Here is a 20,064-nt window from a genome sequence, read left to right as displayed (position 1 = left end):
GGCGCCGGGCTGCTCCGCGATACACAGAAGTTCGTAGCCCTCGCCGTCCCCGGATACGCACTGTGCGCCGCGGCCGCCTGCTCGGTCCCGACCGGCGCGCCGGCGGCCGCCGCGAACGTTTCCGTACCGACCCGGGGTGCACAGTCCGCAGACCGGCCCGCGCCGATGCATGCATCGTCTGCCCTGGCCGTGCTCCTTATCGGAATACTCCTGCTGCCCCTACCCGACCTGGGCTGGGGTGTGGGCGGGCAGATACGTGCCGTCCAGTACCCGGACTCCTGGGCCGAGGTGGCCGAACGAATCGACGGCCCCGGTGATATCGCGGTTCTACCCGGCGGGATGTTCCGGCGCTTCCCCTACTCCGGTACGGCGCCGGTGCTGGATCCGGCCCCGCGAACGCTGCCGCGCGATGTCCTGCAGACCGGCGCGCTGCCGGTCCGTGGCGAGACTGTGACCGGGGAGGGGGCGCGCGCACAGACCGTGGAAAACCTGCTGCTCGCCGGCGGCGAGGCCGCCGAACTCGCGCAACTGGGTGTCGGCTGGGTCCTGGTCGAGCGTGATTCGCCGGGCCCGGTGGGCGAATCCGCCACCACCCTCGCTCAGCTGAATCGGGTGTTCGACAGCGACGAACTGCGTCTCTACCAGGTTCCGGACGTGGCGCCCCGGCCCGCGCCGCAACACCGCGCGCTGCTGATCGGCGCACATAACCTGTGGGCGCTGCTCTTGATGGCACCACTGCTCACGACGCTGCTCCCGCATATCTCGCGCAGAGCGGCGCCCCGAACGCCCGGCTGAGACCACCGCCCAGCCCCGAGCGAGTGGTTCCGAACGGTCTATCGTGCCTGGACCGCCGCCCACCCGCAGCTACCGGCGCAACACGCCGCCGAACCGCTCCGGTGCCGGGCGTGGAAACCGTTCGCCCCGCAGCTCAGGCACCCACCTCGGTGATCTGCGCCGCGCGGTCGTCTCCCGGCGAGATCAGTCCACTGATCCGCCGGCCCGTGGCGGCCGCCGCCAGTACTTCGTACACGCCCGCGGCCGTATGTTCCCAGGAGAATTCCCGGGCCCGGGAACGGGCTTTCTCGCCCATGAGGGTGCGGGCGGACGCATCGTCGAGCAGTTCGCCGACAATGGCCGCCAGCTGGCCGGCGTCGTCGGCCAGCAGTCCGGTCACCCCGTCGATGACGGAATCGGTGAGACCACGGGAGGAGCGGTAGCCGACCGTGGGCACCCCGTGCTGCGCGGCTTCGATCACCGCCAGCCCCCAGCCTTCCTTGCGGGACGGCAGTACATGCACCCACGCCCGGGACAGCAATTCGTGTTTGCGGCGTTCGCCGACATGTCCGTGGAAGGTCACCGCGTCGGCGATTCCGAGTGCCGCGGCCTGATCCTTCAGCTTGTCCGCCCACCAGCCACCGCCGATCACATCGAGATGCAGGGCGGGGATCCGGCCGCGCAGCCGCGCGACGGCAGTGAGCGCGTCCTCGATCTGTTTGTGCGGCACGAGCCGCGACAGCACCACCACCCGCGGTTCGGGCGTGCGCACCACCGCAGTTCCGGTGGCGACCCCGGCGGGGACGGGTTCGGCACCGTTGCGGACGACAGCGATCCGGGACCGGTCCACGCCCAGCGTCGCCAGCTCTTCGGCGGAGGGCAGCGAAACCGTCAGGTACTGGTCGTCGCGATGGATCCGCGGCGACAGCGACGATTCGATCCACCAGCCGATCCGCCCCACCAGCTTGCCGGCGACCGGCCACTGTTCGCGGTGCCCGTGATGCACCAGCACCACCGATGGCGCCCCCGAAACCAGCCGGGCGAAGAACGGGATGCCGTTCTGGGTATCGATCACTGCGTCCGGCCGCACACCTTTCAGCGGGCCCAGGCCGAGCCGTCCGAACAGGATCGCGGCCAGTGCCCGGGGATATACCGTGAACCGCCCCCCGCCGCGGCTGATATCGATACCGTCCAGCCGCTCACGTTTCGCCGCCCCGGGATAGCGGGCTGTCCGCAGGGTCACCCGCACCCCGAGGGCAGCCAGGTGGGCACCGACCTGTTCCAGGTACCGTTCGCTGCCGCCGCCCTGCGGATGCCCGGTATCACGCCAGCAGAGTAGGAGTACTTCGCGCACGTCGGGGCTTCTCCGGTTGGTTCGGGTCCCGCGGGACGGGACTGTTGCAGTGGTCCCGCGGACGGGACAAGGCATCGCGCTATACCCTAGCGCGCAGTTCACCCCGGCAGGTCGCCCCACCTGCATGTCTCATGCTTTTGCCAATGTCGGGCCGCCGGTCCGGGCACAGCGCAGAAGAATCGTGACCGGAGGCCCGGCCTCTCGCCGCCGGATACCCTGTGGCCTGTCACAATATGCGAGACTCGGCATCGTGCTCGACGCCGAGGAATCCTCCATGGTCCGGATACCGCCCGCGGCGGCAGACCCCGCCCCCGCAACCGCTGGTGTTCCCCGCTCCCGAACGGCGGAACCGGTCGTGGCGCGCCGGCCACGGAAACGGTTCCGGTTCGCCCGGCGCGCAACCCTGGGCCGCTCGGTAGCACTCCTGCGCAGTTTCCGATTCGAGCAGACCGACCCCGCCCGCTTCTACGGCGGTATCGCCACCGACAGCGTGCATCTGCTCGGTGATTTCCACGCCGATCTCACAGGCCGTGATCTCGCCGGAACCACGGTGCTGGACGTGGGCGGTGGTCCCGGCTACTTCGCCGACGAATTCGCCCGGGCCGGTGCCTGGTATATCCCGGTCGAGCCCGATCCCTCCGAGATGCATGCCGCGGATATCACGGTGCCGGCGGCGGTGCGCGGCTCCGGGATGGCACTACCGTTTCGTGACAATGCCGTCGATATCTGTTTCTCGTCGAATGTGGCCGAACATATCCCGGACCCGTGGCGAATGGCCGACGAAATGGTGCGGGTGACCAAACCCGGCGGGATCATCGTGCTGTCCTACACCGTGTGGCTGGGGCCGTTCGGCGGTCACGAGACCGGGCCCTGGCACTACTTCGGTGGCGAGTATGCCGCCCACCGGTACCGCCGGAAGACCGGACAGGAGCCGAAAAACCGTTTCGGAGTGTCACTGTTCGCGCTGCCCGCGCGCGCCGGCGTGCGCTGGTCGAAGCGCACCTCCGCGACCGTGCATGCGGTGTTCCCGCGCTATCACCCGCGCTGGGCCTGGTGGCTGGTACGGATTCCCGGGCTGCGGGAGCTACTCGTCAGCAATCTGGTGGTGGTCGCCGAAAAGCCCAGCGGGCCACCGCAGCACGACTAGAGCGCGAGCTGCGGGCGACCCCGGCCGATCCGGTCGCGCCAGCCGTTGCGGACCACGGGTTCGGCCCGGGTCCATGGCGATTCCTGAATGGCCAGCCCCACGGTTTCGAGTGTCGTGAGCCCGACCAGATCGGCCAACCCCCCGACCACCGCTACCGCTTCGGCCGCCTGCATAGCAGCCATTGCCTGTTCGGTGGTCAGGGTCCGTCCCGGTAGGAACGAGACGACCCAGCCGCCGCTGCCAACGCTTTTCGCTTGATGGTCGGTCTGGTCGCTGGACATCAACGCCCGGCCGATCACTTGCACCGCCATGAACGCACTCCCGATTGTGGGTCTTCGGTTCGATGAATGGAGCGAGCTGATACCTGGCTAACATCATGCGCGATCCAGCAACATATCGCAATAGTGCGTTCGATGAAATACGAACCGAGAGGGAAGAATTCGGCGAACGGCCGGCCGCCGGTCAGTGTGCAGCGCACACAAACAGGCACGGACCAGCACCGAAAGCTACACGAGTCCGGCTGCCGCGCAGCACAAACCCTGCCACATTCGAACAGCCGCTAACCCGGAATACGTGAAATAGCCCCCACGACAGAACATCCCGGAACCCCCGGAAAGCCCTGGCGAGAAAACTATTCGGAAACCGGCAGAGCGCGCAGAATCTGGCCACTGTCCGGCGCCCCGTCGGCCGCGCCGACCACTTCCACCTGCCACCCGGCCGGCAGCGCCGACTGCAACCGGCCGGCAGCTCGATGCAAGGGGGTGCTCACCGGAACATCATCACCGGACTGCGGCGACAGCTGCCCTTCGGCCATTTCCAACCACCTCTCGCGGAGTGATCGGCTGGGCCACGGATCGTGCGACGGGCGGGCCGATCGGGGAGTAGGACAGTCCGGCAATCAGCATTACGTGAGCATGAGATTCGATACACACCCAGAATAAGGCAAAAACGCCCAAACCACCCGCCGCCGCACCGGCCGAACCCACCTGCCGGCCCACAAGAAACCCCTGGCCTTGTGCCGCCCCCCGAACGCGGCCCCGAACCGGCCGACCCGCCCCTGAGCTCACAACGCCCCTCCACGCCTCGCCGACCGAGCGCACCCCGGCCCAACCGCACGCAAAACAGAGCCCCGAACCGGAACCCGAGCGCATACAAACCATCAACACCCAAAACCTGGATGGTGTCGAACCATCCGGATTCCCCCGCCCCTTTGCCAGACCCTACGGGTGGGGCCCGCCCGGTTCTGGAGCGACGGAGCGGGGGACGCAGGAGTGAAGAACCGGGTTGAAAGGGCCCCACCCTCGAGCCGCGGAGCGCCGCCGAAGTTACAGCGCCCCGCCCTCAGTGGAATCTTCTCCTTCGAAAGCGGGTCACCGCAACACCTGAGGCGCCACTATGTCACTTAATGCGCTGCTTCAGTGCCTCGAATTCGTCACGCACACCGGAGGGCAGTTTGTCACCGACGAATTCGAACCACTCTTCGATGAGCGGGATCTCCGTCCGCCACTCGTCGGCGTCCACCGCCAGCGCCGCATCGACATCGGCCGGGGCGACGTCCAGTCCGGCCAGATCCAGCTGGGCGGCCGTCGGCACGTTGCCGATCGGGGTGCTCTCGGCCGCGGCCGTGCCCTCGATCCGGCCGATAACCCATTCCAGGACGCGGGAGTTCTCGCCGAAGCCCGGCCACAGGAACCGGCCGTCGTCACCACGGCGGAACCAGTTCACGTAGAAGATCTTCGGCAGTTTGGCAGCGTCGGCGTTCTTACCGACGTTGATCCAGTGCGCCATGTAGTCGCCGACGTGGTAGCCCATGAACGGCAGCATGGCCATCGGGTCGCGGCGCACGGTGCCGACCTTGCCCTCGGCGGCCGCGGTCTGCTCGGAAGACAGGGTGGCACCCATGAACACGCCGTGCTGCCAGTCGAAGGATTCGGTGACCAGCGGGACCGTGGTCTTGCGGCGCCCGCCGAACAGGATCGCCGAAATCGGCACACCCTGCGGGTCGTCCCATTCGGCTGCCAGGGTCGGGCACTGCGACATCGGGGTGCAGTACCGCGAGTTCGGGTGCGCGGCCAACGTTTCGGTTTCCCGCAGGTACCAGTCGTTGCCCTTCCAGTCGATCAGGTGATCGGGCTCGCCCTCGAGACCTTCCCACCACACATCGTTGTCGTCGGTGTGCGCGACGTTGGTGTAGACGGTGTTACCGGCTTCCAGCGTCTCGATCGCGTTCGGGTTGGAGGAGCGGTTGGTGCCCGGGGCGACGCCGAAGAAACCGAACTCCGGGTTCACCGCGTACAGCCGGCCGTCCTTGCCGAACCGCATCCAGGCGATATCGTCGCCCAGGGTTTCGGCACGCCAGCCGGGCACAGTCGGCTGGATCATCGCGAGGTTGGTCTTACCGCAGGCGCTCGGGAACGCGGCGGCCACGTAGTACGCCTTGTCTTCGGGCGAGATCAGCTTGAGGATGAGCATATGCTCGGCCAGCCAGCCCTCGTCGTGGGCCATGGCCGAGGCGATACGCAGCGAGTAGCACTTCTTGCCGAGCAGCGCGTTACCGCCGTAGCCGGAGCCGTAGCTCCAGATCTCACGATCCTCGGGGAAGTGGGTGATGTATTTGGTGTCGTTGCACGGCCACGGGACATCGGCCTGGCCCGCGGCCAGCGGCGCGCCCACCGAATGCAGTGCTTTCACGAACGGCCGATCTGTGCCCAGCAGATCGAGCGCCGCCTGACCCATGCGGGTCATCACTCGCATGGAGACCACGACATATTCCGAATCGGTGATCTCGACACCCAGTTTGGGGTCCTCGGCACCGAGCGGGCCCATGCAGAACGGCACCACATACATGGTGCGGCCTTTCATCGAGCCCCGGTACAGCTCGGTCATGGTGGCGCGCATCTCGGTGGGGTCGACCCAGTTGTTGGTCGGGCCGGCGTCCGATTCGGATTTGGAACAGATGTAGGTGCGCGATTCGACCCGGGCCACGTCCGACGGGTCGGATAACGCGAGGAACGAGTTCGGCTTCTTCTTCTCGTCCAGCTTCTTGAAGGTGCCCGCCTCGACGAGCGCCGTGGTGAGCCGGTCCCATTCGGCGTCGGAACCGTCCGCCCACACGACTCGCTCCGGCTGAGTCAGTTCGGCGACCTCCTGAACCCAGGCGAGCAGTTCGCTGTGTTCGGTCGGCGCGGTGCCGTCGGATCCACGAAGACCGGGAATGGTCGCTGAGGTCATGAAAACTCTCCTGAAATGGGCGGCGATATCTGCTTCCGCCTGGCCCCTCGGGCCCGTGACCAGCGCGAAAACACCTAGCGCCACCATTGGCGGGTAAGACGCCCGCTACGGCCCGCTGTACCCACCACCAGGTCTCCGGGGGTGTGTATCAGGACCAAGCGGACGCCCAGGTTCCTGTCTAGAGGTTAACGCGGTATTGCGACCCCTATCGAAGCGGGTTGCCTATCAATAGGGGTGGACAAACTAATTTCCGGAATCCGGTGCCCATTGCTCGAGTATCCGCCTGTCACGCGCACAAGCGGCGAGCCGGCCGGGCTGTCCGGAGGTGGCGCGGCGCAGCGCCGTTTCGAGCTCGGCGACGCGCCGGTCCACGGCCAGCATCCGGTCCGCCGCGGACCGGACCATTTCGTCGGACAGTTCCGTTTCGGCCTCCACCAGGGCCGTCACGGCACGCTGCTCGAGCTGGGCCTTCACATTCGCAACGGCGTCCACGACCCATTGCCGCAGGTGATCGCGGTCGGCGAGCTGGCGGCGCGCGCGCACCACCCAGGCCGCCGCACCGGCCCCGAGCAGCAAGGTCACCGGGATCGTGGCCGCGTCCAGGGTGGGCACCAGCGCCAGCGGCGAGACGAGCAGGCGTCCCAGACCGACCCCGGCCGACGCACCGACAACGATCATGAGGTGATCTTCGACACCCCGGCCGCGGGGTTGCAGATCGGGGCCGAGTGTGGGCAGTGGATCGTGCCGGTAACCCGGGACCTGGTCCGGCACTCCGGGCCGCCCGGCGGCGACCGCGCGCGCCCGCAACTCGGTGAGCCGGGCAGCGATATCGCGGTCGACCGTATCGGTCAGCGCAGCCACCGCGGAGCGCAGCCGCTCCGGGAAACTGGCCCGCCCCGCACGGTCCAGGCGGTCGAGTTCGGTGCGGGCTTCAGCGTGCAGCGCGCGAACCCGGTGCCCCACCTGGGTCAGCAGATCCATCCGCGCCAAGTTGAGCTGGGCGCGCAGCGTGGATACCGCGACCGCCCGCCCGCCGTCACGTTCGGCGAGCAGCCGCGCGCGTTCGGCACGCAGCATTTCGGCTTCACTCCCGGCGGCGAGTAGCGCCTCCTCCTGCGCGATCCGGTCGAGGGTTTGGGTCACCACCTGCGCGGCCGCGGCGACGCGGCGGGTGTCCACGGTGGCGGTATCGGTGGTGAGCGCGGTCAGCCGGGCATGCAGCGCGGCGAGGCCGGACCGGTCCAGCAGCGCCGAATCCGCGGCCGTCCGCGCGGCGAGCGCCAGCCGGGCGGATACCGGCACGATCTCACAGTCCAGCCCGGCGGCGGTGAGGAGTTCGGCGCTCCGGTCGCGGACCAGCTGCCAGTCGAGATGGGCGTGGGTGCCGTTCAGTACCAGCAGTACCCGGCTGCCGGCCGTGCTCAGCCGGCGGACGAGATCGAGTTCGGTGGCACCGATCACGACACCGGCATCCAGGACCAGCACGGTGACCGAGCCCGAGGCAGCACCGGCGGAGTCGGCCGGCGGTGCGCTCAGTTCTATCCGGGGTTCGAAACGGGCGAGTTCGGCGCGCAGGAGGGTGGTATTCACGTCATCGGGGCCCAGCAGCCGGACCTCCGAGCTGTTCCCGGCGACGGTCATCGTGTCGAGCAGCGCCATTCCCTGGGGGTTCCAGCGACGCACCACGGCGGCGACCGGTTCGGGGAACGTCGCACCGTGCGAAGCGGGAGCCGCGGCGGTCGAGCCGGCTCCCGGACCGAGGTCGGTGTCCGACCCCCGGTCAGAGTCCGACACTGCTCATCCGTTCCCATACCCGTACATAGCCGTTGTGTACGCGTACCGCGGCTCGCCGGGCGGCCGGTGACAGATCGCTGGCGACGACCGCCCGCCACCGGATGGCGCGAGCCAGGGCGTCGTCGGCGTCCTCGGGTTCGAAACGGGGATAGCCGGCCGCCAGATGCGATACCGCGGGATCGACCAGCCCGCCGCACAGGCCCAGCCATCTCGCCTCGTCGGTATCCAGGTATTCGGTGATCAGCGCACGCGCCCGGCTGGTGCCCTGCGGGACAGCTCGCGCCGCCAGCCGGGTCAGTTCGTCGACCAACCCCCCGGCTCTCCGGGATATCGCCTGCTGATAGCGCAGCCCGAGCAGCCGGGCCACGGGTTCGATTCCGCTCACCGTGTTCAGGATCTGCAGCACCGTCTGCGGTGCGAGGTCCGGCTCGCGTTCGAGCGCTGCCAGTGCACAGGCGGCCCCGTACAGATCCCAGCGTTCGAGCAGGTCCGCCCGCTCATCGGTATCGGGGCCCGCGGCCGGGGAGACGAACGCCTCGGCGGATACGGCCGACAGGGAACGGTTACCGGCGTGCCGGCGCAGCAGCGCCAGGTCGGTCTCGCGCAGCGCACCCGCGACCGTTCGCGCGGCCAGGCTTCCGACGATCGGGAAGGCCGGCAGCCCGAACGCCCGGGAAAACTGTTCCGCGGCCGCCACCGCATCGGCCCAGCCGGTGCCTATCGCGTCGGATTTGTTGACGACCACGAGCGTGCGCTCCGGCGGTAGCGATCCCAGAATCTGCCGGTCTCCCGGCGATGGGGCACTGCCCAGGACATAGACGATGATGTCGGCGTCGAGCACAGGGTCCGGGAAACCGGGTTCGTCGACCGGCGCGGTCTCTGCGCCGTGCTGTAACCCCAGCGCCTCGGCCACCGTGGTGCGCCCCGACCGGGCGCGACCCGCCACCTGCGCCCGCGGTAGCGACCGCCAGCGCTGGACCGCCGCCTCGATCCCGTTCGCGACACCGGTGTCCACGCCATCGCCCATTCGCAATGTCGAGATCATCCGCTCGAGCGGATCCGCTGCCCCCGCCTCCCGCATGTACCTGTCCGATCTTTCGACTGTCACCGTTCACACCCCCTGTTCCGGTGCGCATTCTGTCAGAAGAGCGCCCACAGCGCGCTGGGCGTGGGCCGACAGCATCCCCGGGACGGCACTGCGAGTCACCGATCCGGCGTGGACAGGATCCGGGCGCGCAGGAAAGCGTCGACTACCCGCGAGTAGCGCCGCGCTCGGTCCGGTTCGGACGATCCCGGACCATGTTGGACAATAGGGACGTGAACGACGCCGTCCGCCCCGCCGACCCGACTTCGCCCGTATCGTCCAGCACGACGGACGGGACCGGGTCCCGAGCGCGACCGCGCACCGGATCGCGGCTCTACCCGCGGGTCACCAGTTTCCGGTCCCGGCGCGGCGCGCTCACCCCCAACCAGCAGCAATCCTGGGATCACACCTGGCCGTTGATCGGCCGCGAAGTGGCCGACGAACCGCTCGACGCCGACGCCTGGTTCGGGCGTCCGGCGCCGCTGGTCATCGAGATCGGCTGCGGAACCGGCACCGCGACCGCCGAGATGGCACAGGCCGAACCGCAGCTCAACCTGATCGGTATCGAGGTCTACCGGCCGGGCTTGGCGCAGCTCGTCCAGCGGATCGAACGCGACGAAATCGGTAATATCCGGCTGCTGCGCGGCGATGCGGTAGATGTGCTGGAGAACATGATTGCTCCCGGATCGCTGACCGGGGCGCGGGTGTTCTTCCCGGACCCGTGGCCGAAGGCGCGCCACCACAAACGCCGGCTGTTGCAGCCGGCGACCGTCGCCCTCATCGCCGACCGGCTGCGGCCGGGCGGAGTACTGCACGTGGCGACCGACCACGCCGATTACGCCGAGCACATTGCGGCGGTCGGCGCGGCAGAACCCCTGCTCGTCGGCTTGAACGAGGCCACCGGCGGGGTGAGCGTCCAGCATCGCGAATCGGCACCGATCGGGTTCGAACGTCCCGTCACCAAGTTCGAGAGCAAGGCACATCGGGCCGGAAGTGCGATCAACGAGTTCATATGGGGCAAGATCGAATGATGAGCGTCAGTGAGATGGCCCCGTCCGGCGGCGAGGTTGCCGAAAGTCTGCACGAACCCGCTGCCGAGGGCACCGGGCCTGATCCGGACAGACTCCGGCGCGTGCTGCTGGTCTGGGACGCACCCAACCTGGACATGGGTCTGGGCGCGATTCTCGGTGGCCGTCCCACCGCCGCCTACCGCCCGAGGTTCGACGCGCTGGGCCGCTGGCTGCTCGCCCGTACCACCGAGTTGTCCGCCGGTGAGAAACAACGGGTGGAGCCCGAAGCGACGGTGTTCACCAATATCGCCCCCGGCACCGCCGACGTGGTGCGACCCTGGGTGGAGGCGTTACGCAACGTCGGTTACGCCGTCTTCGCCAAACCCAAGATCGACGAAGATTCCGACGTCGACTCCGATATGCTCGGCCATATCGCGCAACGCACCCGCGGCGCCGGCCTGGCCGGAATCATCGTGGCCTCGGCAGACGGGCAGGCATTCCGCGAACCACTCGAACAACTCGCTGCCGACGGGATCCCGGTTCAGGTACTCGGCTTCCGCGAGCACGCGAGTTGGGCCGTAACATCCGATACTCTCGAATTCGTCGACCTCGAGGACATCCCGGGAGTGTTCCGTGAACCGCTCCCGCGGGTAAGCCTCGACTCGTTGCCCGACGAGGGTGCCTGGCTGCAGCCGTTCCGGCCGCTGTCGGCGCTGCTCACCTCTCGCCCCGCACAAGGAGTCGCTTAAAGTGTTCACCCGCTGGGGCGATCTGGTCTACCGTCTGCGTTTCGCCGTTATCGGTGTCGTTGTCGCAGGGATGCTGGGGCTGGGTGCCTACGGTCTCGGGCTGGCAGATCACCTGACCTCCAGCGGTTTGTTCGATCCGAATTCGGAGTCGGTGGAGGCCGCCGAGATCTCCGATGAAGCCTTCGGTCGCGATCACAACGCCGATGTACTGGTGCTCTACACCGCGCCCGAGGGCCGAACCGTCGATTCCGACCCCGCGTTCCGGGACAAGATCGTCGACAGTCTCAACCGGCTGCCGCGCGAACACCCCGACCAGATCGCGAAGGTCAACGGCGCCTACTGGAAGACCGAGACCGGTGAGGCCCAGCCTTCGGTCTTCGGCTCCAAGGACAAGACCAAAACCTTCGCCTCCGTCGCGATCGTCGGCAACAACGACGACGAGATGGTCCGCAACTACCGCGCCGTCCAGGATGCTTTCTTCATCGACGGGGTCGACGTGCAGGTCGCCGGCCTGCAACCGGTGGCGGGAACACTCAACGACACCATGGCGCACGATACGAAGCGGATGGAGCTTCTCGCCATCCCGGCGGTCGGCGTCCTGCTGTTCTTCATCTTCGGTGGCGTGGTTGCCGCCGCGCTCCCGCTGATCATCGGCGGTCTGACCATTATCGCCGCGAACGGCATCCTCACCGCGGTGGCGCAGGTCACCGACGTGAACACTTTCGTCGGTGCCGTGGTCTCGATGATCGGCCTGGGCCTCGCCATCGACTACGGGTTGTTCATCGTCAGTAGATTCCGGGAAGAACTGGCCGAGGGGTACGACACCCCGGCCGCTGTCCGGCGTTCGGTGATGACCGCCGGGCGGACGGTCGTGTTCTCCGCGACCATGATCATCGCCAGCCTCGGCGGACTCCTGCTGTTCCCCCAGGGGTTCCTGAAATCGATGGCCTACGGCACCATCGCCACCGTCGCCTTGGCCGCACTCGGCTCCATCACCCTGCTCCCCGCCATGCTCGGCGTGCTGGGGCGACGGGTGGACATGCTGAGCTTCAAGAAGATGCGCAAGACCAAATCCGCGGAAGAGGTCGAGGCGAGCCTCTGGGGCCGGGCCACCACCTGGGTCATGCAGCATCCCCTCAAGATCGCCATCCCGATCTGCATCGGACTGTTGCTGCTGATCATTCCGGTGAAAAACCTCGCGTTCGGCGGGATGAGCGAGAAGTATCTGCCGCCGGACAACGATGTGCGGCTCGCGCAAGAGGAGTTCGACCAGACCTTCCCGCTGCGCCAATCCGACCCGATCCAGCTGATCTTCATCAGCGATAACACCTCTTCCATCGGAAAACTGCTGAAAGAGGCCGACAAAGCGCCCGGCCTGGCCGATGCCGCCGGTTTCGCCGTACCATCGCAATCCCGGGAACAGCCGAATGTGTTCCGCACAGATGCGACACTTCTCGACTCCGACAACTACCGGCCGACCGTGGAGTATCTGCGAGCGATCGACGTTCCCGACGATGTGACGATGCTGGTCGGCGGGCAGCCGACACTCCAGGGCGACAGTATCGACACCCTGGTGGACCGGATCCCCCTGATGATCGCCGTGGTGCTGTTGGTCACGACGGTCCTGATGTTCTTGACCTTCGGCTCGTTGGTGCTGCCCATCAAGGCGGCATTGATGAGCGTGCTCGGTCTCGGCTCCACGCTGGGGATCCTGACCTGGATATTCGTCGACGGCCACGGTGCGGATCTGCTGAACTTCACCCCACAGCCGATCATGTCGCCGGTGCTGGTGCTGATCATCGCGATCATCTACGGCCTATCCACCGACTACGAGGTGTTCCTGCTGTCACGGATGGTCGAAGCCCGTGCCCAGGGCGCCTCGACCACCGAAGCCGTACGTATCGGCACCGCGCACACCGGACGCATCATCACCGCCGCCGCCCTCATCCTGCTGGTGGTGACCGGCGCGTTCGCCTTCTCCGATCTGGTGATGATGCAGTACATCGCCTACGGCATGATCGCCGCGCTGATCATCGACGCGACCGTCCTGCGCATGCTGCTGGTCCCCGCGACCATGAAACTGCTCGGCGACGACTGCTGGTGGGCACCGGCGTGGATGAAACGGATCCAGCGCAAAATCGGCCTCGGCGAGCCGATCCTGGACGACGAACGCCCAGGTTCGGGCGAGGTGGTGGACCTGGTCAAGACGACCCCGGTCACCGATCCCGTCACCATGCAGATGCCCGCGCTCGCGTCGGAGACGCAGCGTAAGACGCCGGTGCTCAAACGCAGCCGCGAGGAGATCGAGGCAGCGGCACCGACCGCGCATATGAGCGCGGTTCCCAAGGGCCCGCGCAAGGGTGCCGATAAGGAGGCACCGGCCGGTGCCACACCGACCGCGTCGAAACAATCGATGCCCACCCCGCCCGACCCCACCCGGCCACGCGCTACCCCGCCGGCCGACGGGGAGCCGGGTCGCGGCGGATCGGAAGACAATCCCACGACGACGGGCCGGCACACTCGCCCGGCAACCGAAGGGCCCCGGACGCCGGCACCGCACGGCCCCCGGCCGCCGGCGGACGCCTCCTCCGCGCCCGCCGGCGGTTCGCGAGCCGTCGGACCCGACCGCGGCGCCACCGACTCCGCGGCGCCGCGGCAGGGCGTTCCCGGGGCAGTCCCCGGCCGTGCACCGGAACCCGGTCGCTCCCCTGGCGCTCCGGGCCCCGGCAACCGCAACGATTCGCATCCAGCGCCCCCGGGGCCGGGCCGCGATCCAGGGGCCGGCCGGCCGGGTGGTTCAGGCGGCAACCAATCAGGCCCGGCACGTCCCGCCAACCAGCCCGGTTCGGCGCGCCCCGGTAACCAGTCGAGTCCACCCCGGCCCGGCAACCAACCCGGTGCAGGCCGGCCGGAGAATCCACCCCGCCCGGACCAGCCGGGACACCAGGCAGGTCAGCAGACACCGCCGGGGAGTGGTGCGCCCGGTCGCCCGAATGCCGGACCGCAGCCGGGCCGATCCGGTTTCGCGACCCCGACTCTGCGCGGGCTGTTCGCCTCCGAACCGGTCGAGGACGCCGAGACCCGCGAGGTGTCCGGCCGAACGGTCTACCCGACCGCCGCGGACGCCCCGCCGCTACCCCCGACACCGCAGCAGGCGCGGATAAACAACGATCCGGCAGCGCCCCGGCAGGACAGCTCCCTACGGCTCCCCGGTGCACCCGGCCGTCCCGCCGGATCTGCCCGGCCCCCCGCCCCGCCCCGCCCGGCCGGTGGTCCACAGCCGTCCGGCGCCCGGCCCAACCCCAACCCCGAACCCGGTCCCGGCCGGCCGCCGGCCCCACCGCGTCCGATACAGAACCAGCGCCGGCCCGGCTACCCGGACTCGGGTTCCGCACCTGACCAAGGCTCGCAACCGCGCCCGATGCCCCGCATCTCCAACCCGGGCGGCGGAGCTGCGGCCGCGCCCCAATCCGGCCTGCCGGAACTGCCTCGCCGCGTGCCCCGTGGCCTGCCACCGGAAATGCCCGCGCAGTCCCGTAATCCGGAACCGCCGGCACGGCCCTCCCCGCCGGCCCCGCCGCGGACGGACAGCCTCGCCGAACAATCCGCCGGATCGGCCGGCCCGCAACAGAATCCGGATCCTCGGGAACGCAACAGCATCGAGTCCTGGATGGCAGGTCTGCGATCGGCGCGCCGGCAGCAGGCCGGGACGCCGCCCAGCGACGAGGAGACAGGCAGGCACCACGGCGAAGGGCGTTCGGTCAGCGTGAACGAATTGCTGCGCCGCCGCGAGGATCCGGAGTAGCGTCCGCCCCGCAGATCGTGTGCCACGGCGACACCGCGAATCTCATGCGCAGTTCAGTGGCCGAGCAGGCGACGCCAGTGAGCCATGAACGGCTGTTTGGCGGTAACGGATCCGAACCGGACCCGGCCGTGCACCAGGAGATGCAACGGACCGATCGGTGGACCGCTGCGCACCTTGTTGTTCACACTGGACCCGATCAGTTCCAGACCGTCCAGGTCGACCGTCGCCTCCTGCGGCACAATCAGGGTGAGCGAACTGGCGTAGTCGTCCACCTGGATCTCCACCACCTGGGTGGTCATCACCGCCTGGGTGAAATCCAGGGTTACGCCGGAGAGCCAGCTGTTGACGCGTAACACCGACGCCACCTGCCAGTCGCCACGGCGAGTGACCCCCGACATCCGCGGGCGGATGATCCCGCCCTGCACCACACCCGACAGCGGCGCCCGCGCGGCATCGCCGGGCTGCGGCAGCGGTGCGGGTTTGCTCGGGCCCGGCTGTGACGCGGTGGGTTCGCCGATCAACCGCACGCCCGGCAGATCGACGAGCACGGAATTCAGCTCACCCCGGGTCTTGGCGGCAAGCGCGGTATCCATCCGTTCGGTGAACTCGCCCAGCGACAGCATGCCCATACCCACCGCACGTTGTAGCAACTCGCCGACGTGATCCCGTTCGGCATCGGAAACACGCAGGTCCCGGTTGCCCACCTGGCTACCGGGACCCGCACCGTCGAATACCGGATCGGGGCCGTTCATAGTTTCGAGATTACCCAGCGCCGGCCCGGTCCCGCATCAGGGCATTCCCGGATACGGTGGGCCTTCGCCGCCGGATCAGACCTTATGACCTCCCGTTTCGTCAGCCCTGCGCCGTACCGGCCGGCGGAGTCACCTCGGGGTGTCCCTCCGGCGAGCCGGGGTCCCCGGCGCTGGCACGCTCCGCGCCGGCGGCGCGGACCGGCGCTGATCCTGATGCCGGCGGGTCCAGGGGTTCGGCGTCGGCCGGCCGGGGCAGGATCAGCCTGCGCTGTGCTTCGGCGAGCAGTGCGGCGATAGCGAACCGTCCCGTCCCCTCCGGGCCACCGCCCGTGGCGTGTTCGGGTGAATCGGGTTCAGCCGCATAGATACCCTTACGGTCTGCGGCCAATTCCGCGATCAGTTCTTCGGGGTCCTCGGCGAGCAGCGAGCGGATCGCGGTGTTCAGTACCGCCACCAGCGGCACCGCCAGCAGACCGCCCGCGATTCCGCCCAGTACCAGGCCCGCGGCGATCGCCAGCACCACCGCGAGCGGATGGATACGCACCGCGCGGCCGAGCAGCAGCGGTTGCAGGACATGGCCTTCCACCTGCATCACCGCGACGATGATGGCCAGCACGATCAACGCGGTGACGAGACCCTTGGTCACCAGGGCGATGAACACCGCCACGAAACCGGCCAGGAACGCGCCGATGATCGGGATGAACGCGCTGATGAACACCAGCGAGGCCAGCGGTAGCGCCAGCGGCACCCCCAGTAGTGCCAGGCCGGCGCCGATACCGATCGCGTCCACGGCCGCGACGGCGACGGTGGCCCGCACGAAGCCCACCAGCGACCCGAAGCCGAGTTCCCCCGCGGTCCGCACCCGTTCGCGATGTACACGCGGCACGATGCGAGTGACGAACTCCCAGATCTGGTAACCGCTGTAGAGAAAGAAAATGAGGATGAACAGCGTGAGGAAGGTGCCGGTGAGGATGTGGCCGATCATCGTCGCGGTGGTCAGTGCACCGCTGGTGAGGGTGTCCTGATTGGACTCGATGGTCCGTACTGCTGCATCGCCGGCCGAACGTATCTGATCGTCACTCAGGTGCATGGGTCCGTTGATGAGCCAGTCCTGCACCTTGTGGATGCTGCCGGTGAACTCGCCGGACAGTTGCGGCACACCCACCACGAACTGTTCCACCACAAACGTGACGACCCCTGCCACCAGGCCGAGCGAACCGACCAGGGCGACCACGACCCCGAGCCCTCGCGGCACCCCGCGGCGCTGCATCCAATCCACCAGCGGAGCCAGCAACGCGGCCGCCAGCAACGCGATGGCCAGCGGAATCACCACGGTATCGAGTCTTCGCACGGCCGCCGCGAACACCGCCACCAGGGCGAAGATCACCAGTAGTCGCCAGGCCCATTCGGCGGTCTGCCGCACGATCGGGTGAACGGCGTCTGCGGCAGTCGGTTTCGGCTCGGTCACCCGGCCGAGCCTAACGAGGGCGACGGCGGCGAGCCCGGCGGCGGGCCGCGCCCGCCGGCGGGGATCGGGTGAAGACCGAGGTGGGCCCAACCCGGGAGCACCGGGGCACCGGGGCCGGACGCTAGATTAGTACATGTGTCAGCGCCATTGGAAGCGGTCAAACAGACCATGCATACGCGCTGGCCGCTGTACCTCACCTCGATGTTGCTCGCGAACGCTTTCGGTGCGGTGCTGGTGTGGGCGTTCATCCAATACGGTCTGCCGGTGCCGGAGGGCGAGCAACCCGGAACCCGCCAGATCGGGTTACTCGTGCCCGCGGTGGTGTTCGTCACCGGCGGGGTGCTCAGTGTGGCCGCCTCGGCGCTGATGCTGCGGCCGGTGATGCGCTGGCAGGTACGCGGCGGACCACCCAGCCGGCAGGAGATGATGGCGACCCTGCACGCGCCGCTACGGCAGGCGATCCTGCATCTGGCGCTGTGGATTCTCGGTGGCGCCGTCCTGGCCACCGCCATAATCTCCGACACTCCCGCGCTGGCCGGCACCGTGATCATCACCGAATGTATGGCCGCGACCATCGTGTTCGGTTTCACCTACATGCTGGGCGAGCGAATTCTGCGCCCGGTCGCCGCCGAAGCCCTCAGCGCGGGCCGTTTCGACCACACCCTGACCCCCGGTGTCGGTACCCGGATGGCGATGACCTGGGGTATGGGAACCTTCGCCCCCACCATCGCGATCGTGCTGTTGTGCGTGACCCAGATCTCGTCGGACGTCAAATTCTCGGCGCAGTCGCTGGCCGTTTCGATCCTGCTGTTGTGCGGGGTGGTGATCATGCAGGCGCTGGCGCTGTCCATGCTGACGGCGTCGAGTATCTCCGACCCGGTCCGTCAGCTCAGTCAGGCCATCGACCAGGTGCAGAACGGTTCCCGCGATGTGCAGGTCGAGGTTTTCGACGGGAGCGAGATCGGGCTGCTGCAGGTCGGTTTCAACCGGATGATGGAGGAGGCCGCGAGCCGGCAGCGTCTCCAGGAACTCTTCGGCCAGCATGTCGGCGCCGAAGTTGCGCAGCGGGCCCTGGATTACGGTACCGAGCTCGGCGGGGAGACCCGGTTCGTGGCGGTGCTGTTCGTCGATATGGTCGGTTCCACTGCCACTGCCGCCGAACATCCGCCGACCGAGGTAGTGAATCTGCTCAACGAATTCTTCCGCGTGGTGGTCGATGTGATCGACCACCATCACGGATTCGTGAACAAGTTCGTCGGAGATGCGGCCCTGGCGATATTCGGTGCCCCGCTGGACCGTCCGGACGCGCCGACGGCGGCGCTGGCCGCGGCCCGGGACCTCCGCGCAGCATTGCGGTCGATTTCCGGGCTGGATATCGGTATCGGAGTTTCGGCCGGTTTGGCAGTGGCAGGCAATATCGGTGCGGCCAACCGATTCGAATACACGGTGATCGGTGATCCGGTGAACGAGGCTTCACGGCTCACCGAACTCGCGAAGGATCATCCGGGCCGGACACTGGCCTCGGGATCGGCGCTGTATTTCGCCGAAGCCGGCGAACAGCGGAATTGGACCGCCGGCGAGGAGGTGCAGTTGCGCGGGCGCCGCCGGAAGACGAGATTGTCCTGGCCCAGCGATTCCGTGGACACGACCGGCATAATGCCCGCCGCGCCCGCCGGCGGATCGGAACCCTCCACCGACGAGGTGGAACGCACCTAGCACGCGCTCCCATGAGCCCCGGCTGCGGGGCCGGGTCGCGGGCCGGCGACGTCCATTAGGCTGGGCTCGTGAGTGCCAACGGTGATACAGCGGATACGTCTGCTGTGTCCCGGGCAGGCGAAACGACGGAGAATCCGAAACCCGCCCGGCGATTCCGGTGGCTCAAATGGCTGGCCGTTTCCGTGCTGCTCTTGTTGTTGATCGGCGAAGGCGTTTACCTCTATCCACGGTTGCACGAGTCGTGGCAGAAACTGACCGAAATCCATTGGGGCTGGGTTGCGGCGTGTATCGCTTTGCAAATGCTGTCGATGTCCGGTTTCGGCCGAGTACAGAAACAGTTGTTACGGGCAGGCGGCGTCGAGGTCAGACAGCATAAATCGGTGGCCGTGGTGTACGGCGCCACAGCCATGTCGGTCACGCTGCCGGCCGGGCAGGTCTTCTCCACCGCGTTCACCTACCGCCAGACCAGGCGCTGGGGCGCCAGCCCGGTCGTGGCCTCGTGGCAGCTCGTCTTCTCCGGAGTCGTATCGGCCGCCGGACTCGCCCTGCTGGGTGTGCTGGGCACGGTGCTGGCCGGTGGGCGGATCGGCCCGGTCAACCTCATCGTGTCTGTCGCCGCCGTGGTGGCACTGGTCTGGGCGGGGAACTACGCCTCCCGCCATCCGGGCACCCTCGAAGGGGTGTTCCGGCGCGGTTCGGCCCTGGTCAATCGGGTTCGCAAACGCCCTGCGGACGCCGGGCGCGAGAAGATCCGGGAAATGCTGGCCCAGGTCGAATCGGTGGATATGGGCACCCGCGACGGTGCCTGGGTCACCGGTTGGGCGGTGGTGCATCGCGTTGCCGATGTCGCATGCCTCGGTGCCGCCTGCTACGCCATCGGCGGTGACCCGCGGTGGGCGGGTCTGCTGATCGCGTTCGCGGCCGGTAAGGCGGTGGGATCCATCCCCTTCGCCCCCGGCGGCATCGTCTACGTCGACGCGACGCTGATCTACGGTCTCACCGCGGCCGCCGGCCTGCCGGCGCCCCAGGCCGTGGCCGCCGCCTTCGTCTACCGGCTGGTGAGTTTCGTCTTGATCGCCGTCATCGGCTGGATCGTGTTCGCGTTCCTGTTCCGCAATCGCAATGCCGAGGACGACGAATACGAGCAGGAGTTCACCCGGCGCAACGTGTGAACCGCGGT

The 20,064-nt window shown here is 68.1% G+C and carries 14 protein-coding genes and 1 pseudogene; 7 read left to right on the top strand and 8 right to left on the bottom strand.

Annotated elements, in window-relative coordinates; all coding sequences use genetic code 11:
* A pseudogene (locus tag NS6_RS35325) lies at positions 1-795 on the top strand (hypothetical protein); the annotation flags it as partial.
* A gap of 133 nt (positions 796-928) precedes the next feature.
* Here the strand turns inward: NS6_RS35325 and NS6_RS31015 are convergent.
* A complete protein-coding gene (locus NS6_RS31015; protein ID WP_068049504.1) occupies positions 929-2,128 on the bottom strand; it encodes a glycosyltransferase family 4 protein in 1,200 nt (399 codons plus the stop codon).
* 250 nt (positions 2,129-2,378) lie between these two features.
* Between NS6_RS31015 and NS6_RS31010 the strand changes: the two genes are divergently transcribed.
* Positions 2,379-3,275: a class I SAM-dependent methyltransferase gene (locus NS6_RS31010; protein WP_245669584.1), complete on the top strand. Its 897-nt coding sequence runs from the start codon at positions 2,379-2,381 to the stop codon at positions 3,273-3,275.
* On the opposite strand, the gene NS6_RS31005 is transcribed toward NS6_RS31010, so the two are convergent.
* The 5 genes from NS6_RS31005 to NS6_RS30985 all read right to left on the bottom strand — a co-directional run bounded on the left by NS6_RS31005 (position 3,272) and on the right by NS6_RS30985 (position 9,408).
* Positions 3,272-3,586, bottom strand: a complete 315-nt coding sequence (locus tag NS6_RS31005; RefSeq protein ID WP_068049503.1) for a hypothetical protein — start codon at positions 3,584-3,586, stop codon at positions 3,272-3,274. The genes NS6_RS31010 and NS6_RS31005 overlap by 4 nt on opposite strands.
* 320 nt (positions 3,587-3,906) lie before the next feature.
* Positions 3,907-4,089, bottom strand: a complete 183-nt coding sequence (locus tag NS6_RS31000) for a hypothetical protein (protein WP_068049501.1) — start codon at positions 4,087-4,089, stop codon at positions 3,907-3,909.
* A 584-nt stretch (positions 4,090-4,673) separates the two neighbouring features.
* On the bottom strand, positions 4,674-6,506 hold the full coding sequence (locus tag NS6_RS30995) for a phosphoenolpyruvate carboxykinase (GTP) (RefSeq protein WP_068049516.1): 1,833 nt from the start codon (positions 6,504-6,506) through the stop codon (positions 4,674-4,676).
* Between the two features lie 243 nt (positions 6,507-6,749).
* Positions 6,750-8,300, bottom strand: coding sequence for a coiled-coil domain-containing protein (locus tag NS6_RS30990; protein ID WP_068049498.1), 1,551 nt, complete (start codon positions 8,298-8,300; stop codon positions 6,750-6,752).
* A complete protein-coding gene (locus NS6_RS30985; RefSeq protein WP_245669583.1) occupies positions 8,287-9,408 on the bottom strand; it encodes a tRNA modification GTPase in 1,122 nt (373 codons plus the stop codon). Before NS6_RS30985 ends, NS6_RS30990 begins: the two co-directional genes overlap by 14 nt.
* A 191-nt stretch (positions 9,409-9,599) precedes the next feature.
* Between NS6_RS30985 and trmB the strand changes: the two genes are divergently transcribed.
* Genes trmB through NS6_RS36395 form a run of 3 tightly spaced genes read left to right on the top strand, consistent with a single transcriptional unit; the run spans position 9,600 to position 14,948 of the window.
* The gene (gene trmB / locus NS6_RS30980) at positions 9,600-10,415 is read left to right on the top strand and encodes a tRNA (guanosine(46)-N7)-methyltransferase TrmB (RefSeq protein ID WP_068049494.1); all 816 of its coding nucleotides are present in this window, start codon (positions 9,600-9,602) and stop codon (positions 10,413-10,415) included.
* Positions 10,415-11,143 (top strand): NYN domain-containing protein, encoded by a 729-nt coding sequence (locus tag NS6_RS30975; RefSeq protein ID WP_068049492.1) that lies wholly within the window; start codon positions 10,415-10,417, stop codon positions 11,141-11,143. The genes trmB and NS6_RS30975 overlap by 1 nt, the downstream gene beginning before the upstream one ends.
* Position 11,144: 1 nt before the next feature.
* A complete protein-coding gene (locus tag NS6_RS36395) occupies positions 11,145-14,948 on the top strand; it encodes an MMPL family transporter (protein WP_084471568.1) in 3,804 nt (1,267 codons plus the stop codon).
* 53 nt (positions 14,949-15,001) lie between these two features.
* Here NS6_RS36395 and NS6_RS30965 read toward each other — a convergent pair whose 3' ends face one another.
* Positions 15,002-15,652: a DUF1707 SHOCT-like domain-containing protein gene (locus NS6_RS30965; protein WP_157113040.1), complete on the bottom strand. Its 651-nt coding sequence runs from the start codon at positions 15,650-15,652 to the stop codon at positions 15,002-15,004.
* 148 nt (positions 15,653-15,800) lie between these two features.
* On the bottom strand, positions 15,801-17,168 hold the full coding sequence (locus NS6_RS30960; protein ID WP_084471567.1) for an AI-2E family transporter: 1,368 nt from the start codon (positions 17,166-17,168) through the stop codon (positions 15,801-15,803).
* Between the two features lie 168 nt (positions 17,169-17,336).
* On the opposite strand from NS6_RS30960, the gene NS6_RS30955 reads away from it, so the two are divergent.
* Both NS6_RS30955 and NS6_RS30950 read left to right on the top strand, forming a co-directional pair.
* Positions 17,337-18,884 (top strand): adenylate/guanylate cyclase domain-containing protein, encoded by a 1,548-nt coding sequence (locus NS6_RS30955; protein WP_068049514.1) that lies wholly within the window; start codon positions 17,337-17,339, stop codon positions 18,882-18,884.
* A 68-nt stretch (positions 18,885-18,952) separates the two neighbouring features.
* On the top strand, positions 18,953-20,056 hold the full coding sequence (locus NS6_RS30950) for a lysylphosphatidylglycerol synthase transmembrane domain-containing protein (protein WP_068049489.1): 1,104 nt from the start codon (positions 18,953-18,955) through the stop codon (positions 20,054-20,056).
* Positions 20,057-20,064: the final 8 nt, after the last annotated feature.

The sequence above is a fragment of the Nocardia speluncae NBRC 108251 genome (genome assembly GCF_001613245.1).
GTDB lineage: Bacteria > Actinomycetota > Actinomycetes > Mycobacteriales > Mycobacteriaceae > Nocardia > Nocardia speluncae.
The sequence above is the reverse complement of the archived record's forward strand: the minus strand, read 5'-3'. Positions and strand labels throughout refer to the sequence as shown.

Bases quoted from the DNA above. Each gene is read 5' to 3' on its own strand.
- NS6_RS31005 (WP_068049503.1), bottom strand. From the start codon at position 3,586: ATGGCGGTGCAAGTGATCGGCCGGGCGTTGATGTCCAGCGACCAGACC.
- NS6_RS31000 (WP_068049501.1), bottom strand. From the start codon at position 4,089: ATGGCCGAAGGGCAGCTGTCGCCGCAGTCCGGTGATGATGTTCCGGTG.
- NS6_RS30995 (WP_068049516.1), bottom strand. From the start codon at position 6,506: ATGACCTCAGCGACCATTCCCGGTCTTCGTGGATCCGACGGCACCGCG.
- trmB (WP_068049494.1), top strand. From the start codon at position 9,600: ATGTTGGACAATAGGGACGTGAACGACGCCGTCCGCCCCGCCGACCCG.
- NS6_RS30975 (WP_068049492.1), top strand. From the start codon at position 10,415: ATGAGCGTCAGTGAGATGGCCCCGTCCGGCGGCGAGGTTGCCGAAAGT.
- NS6_RS30955 (WP_068049514.1), top strand. From the start codon at position 17,337: ATGCATACGCGCTGGCCGCTGTACCTCACCTCGATGTTGCTCGCGAAC.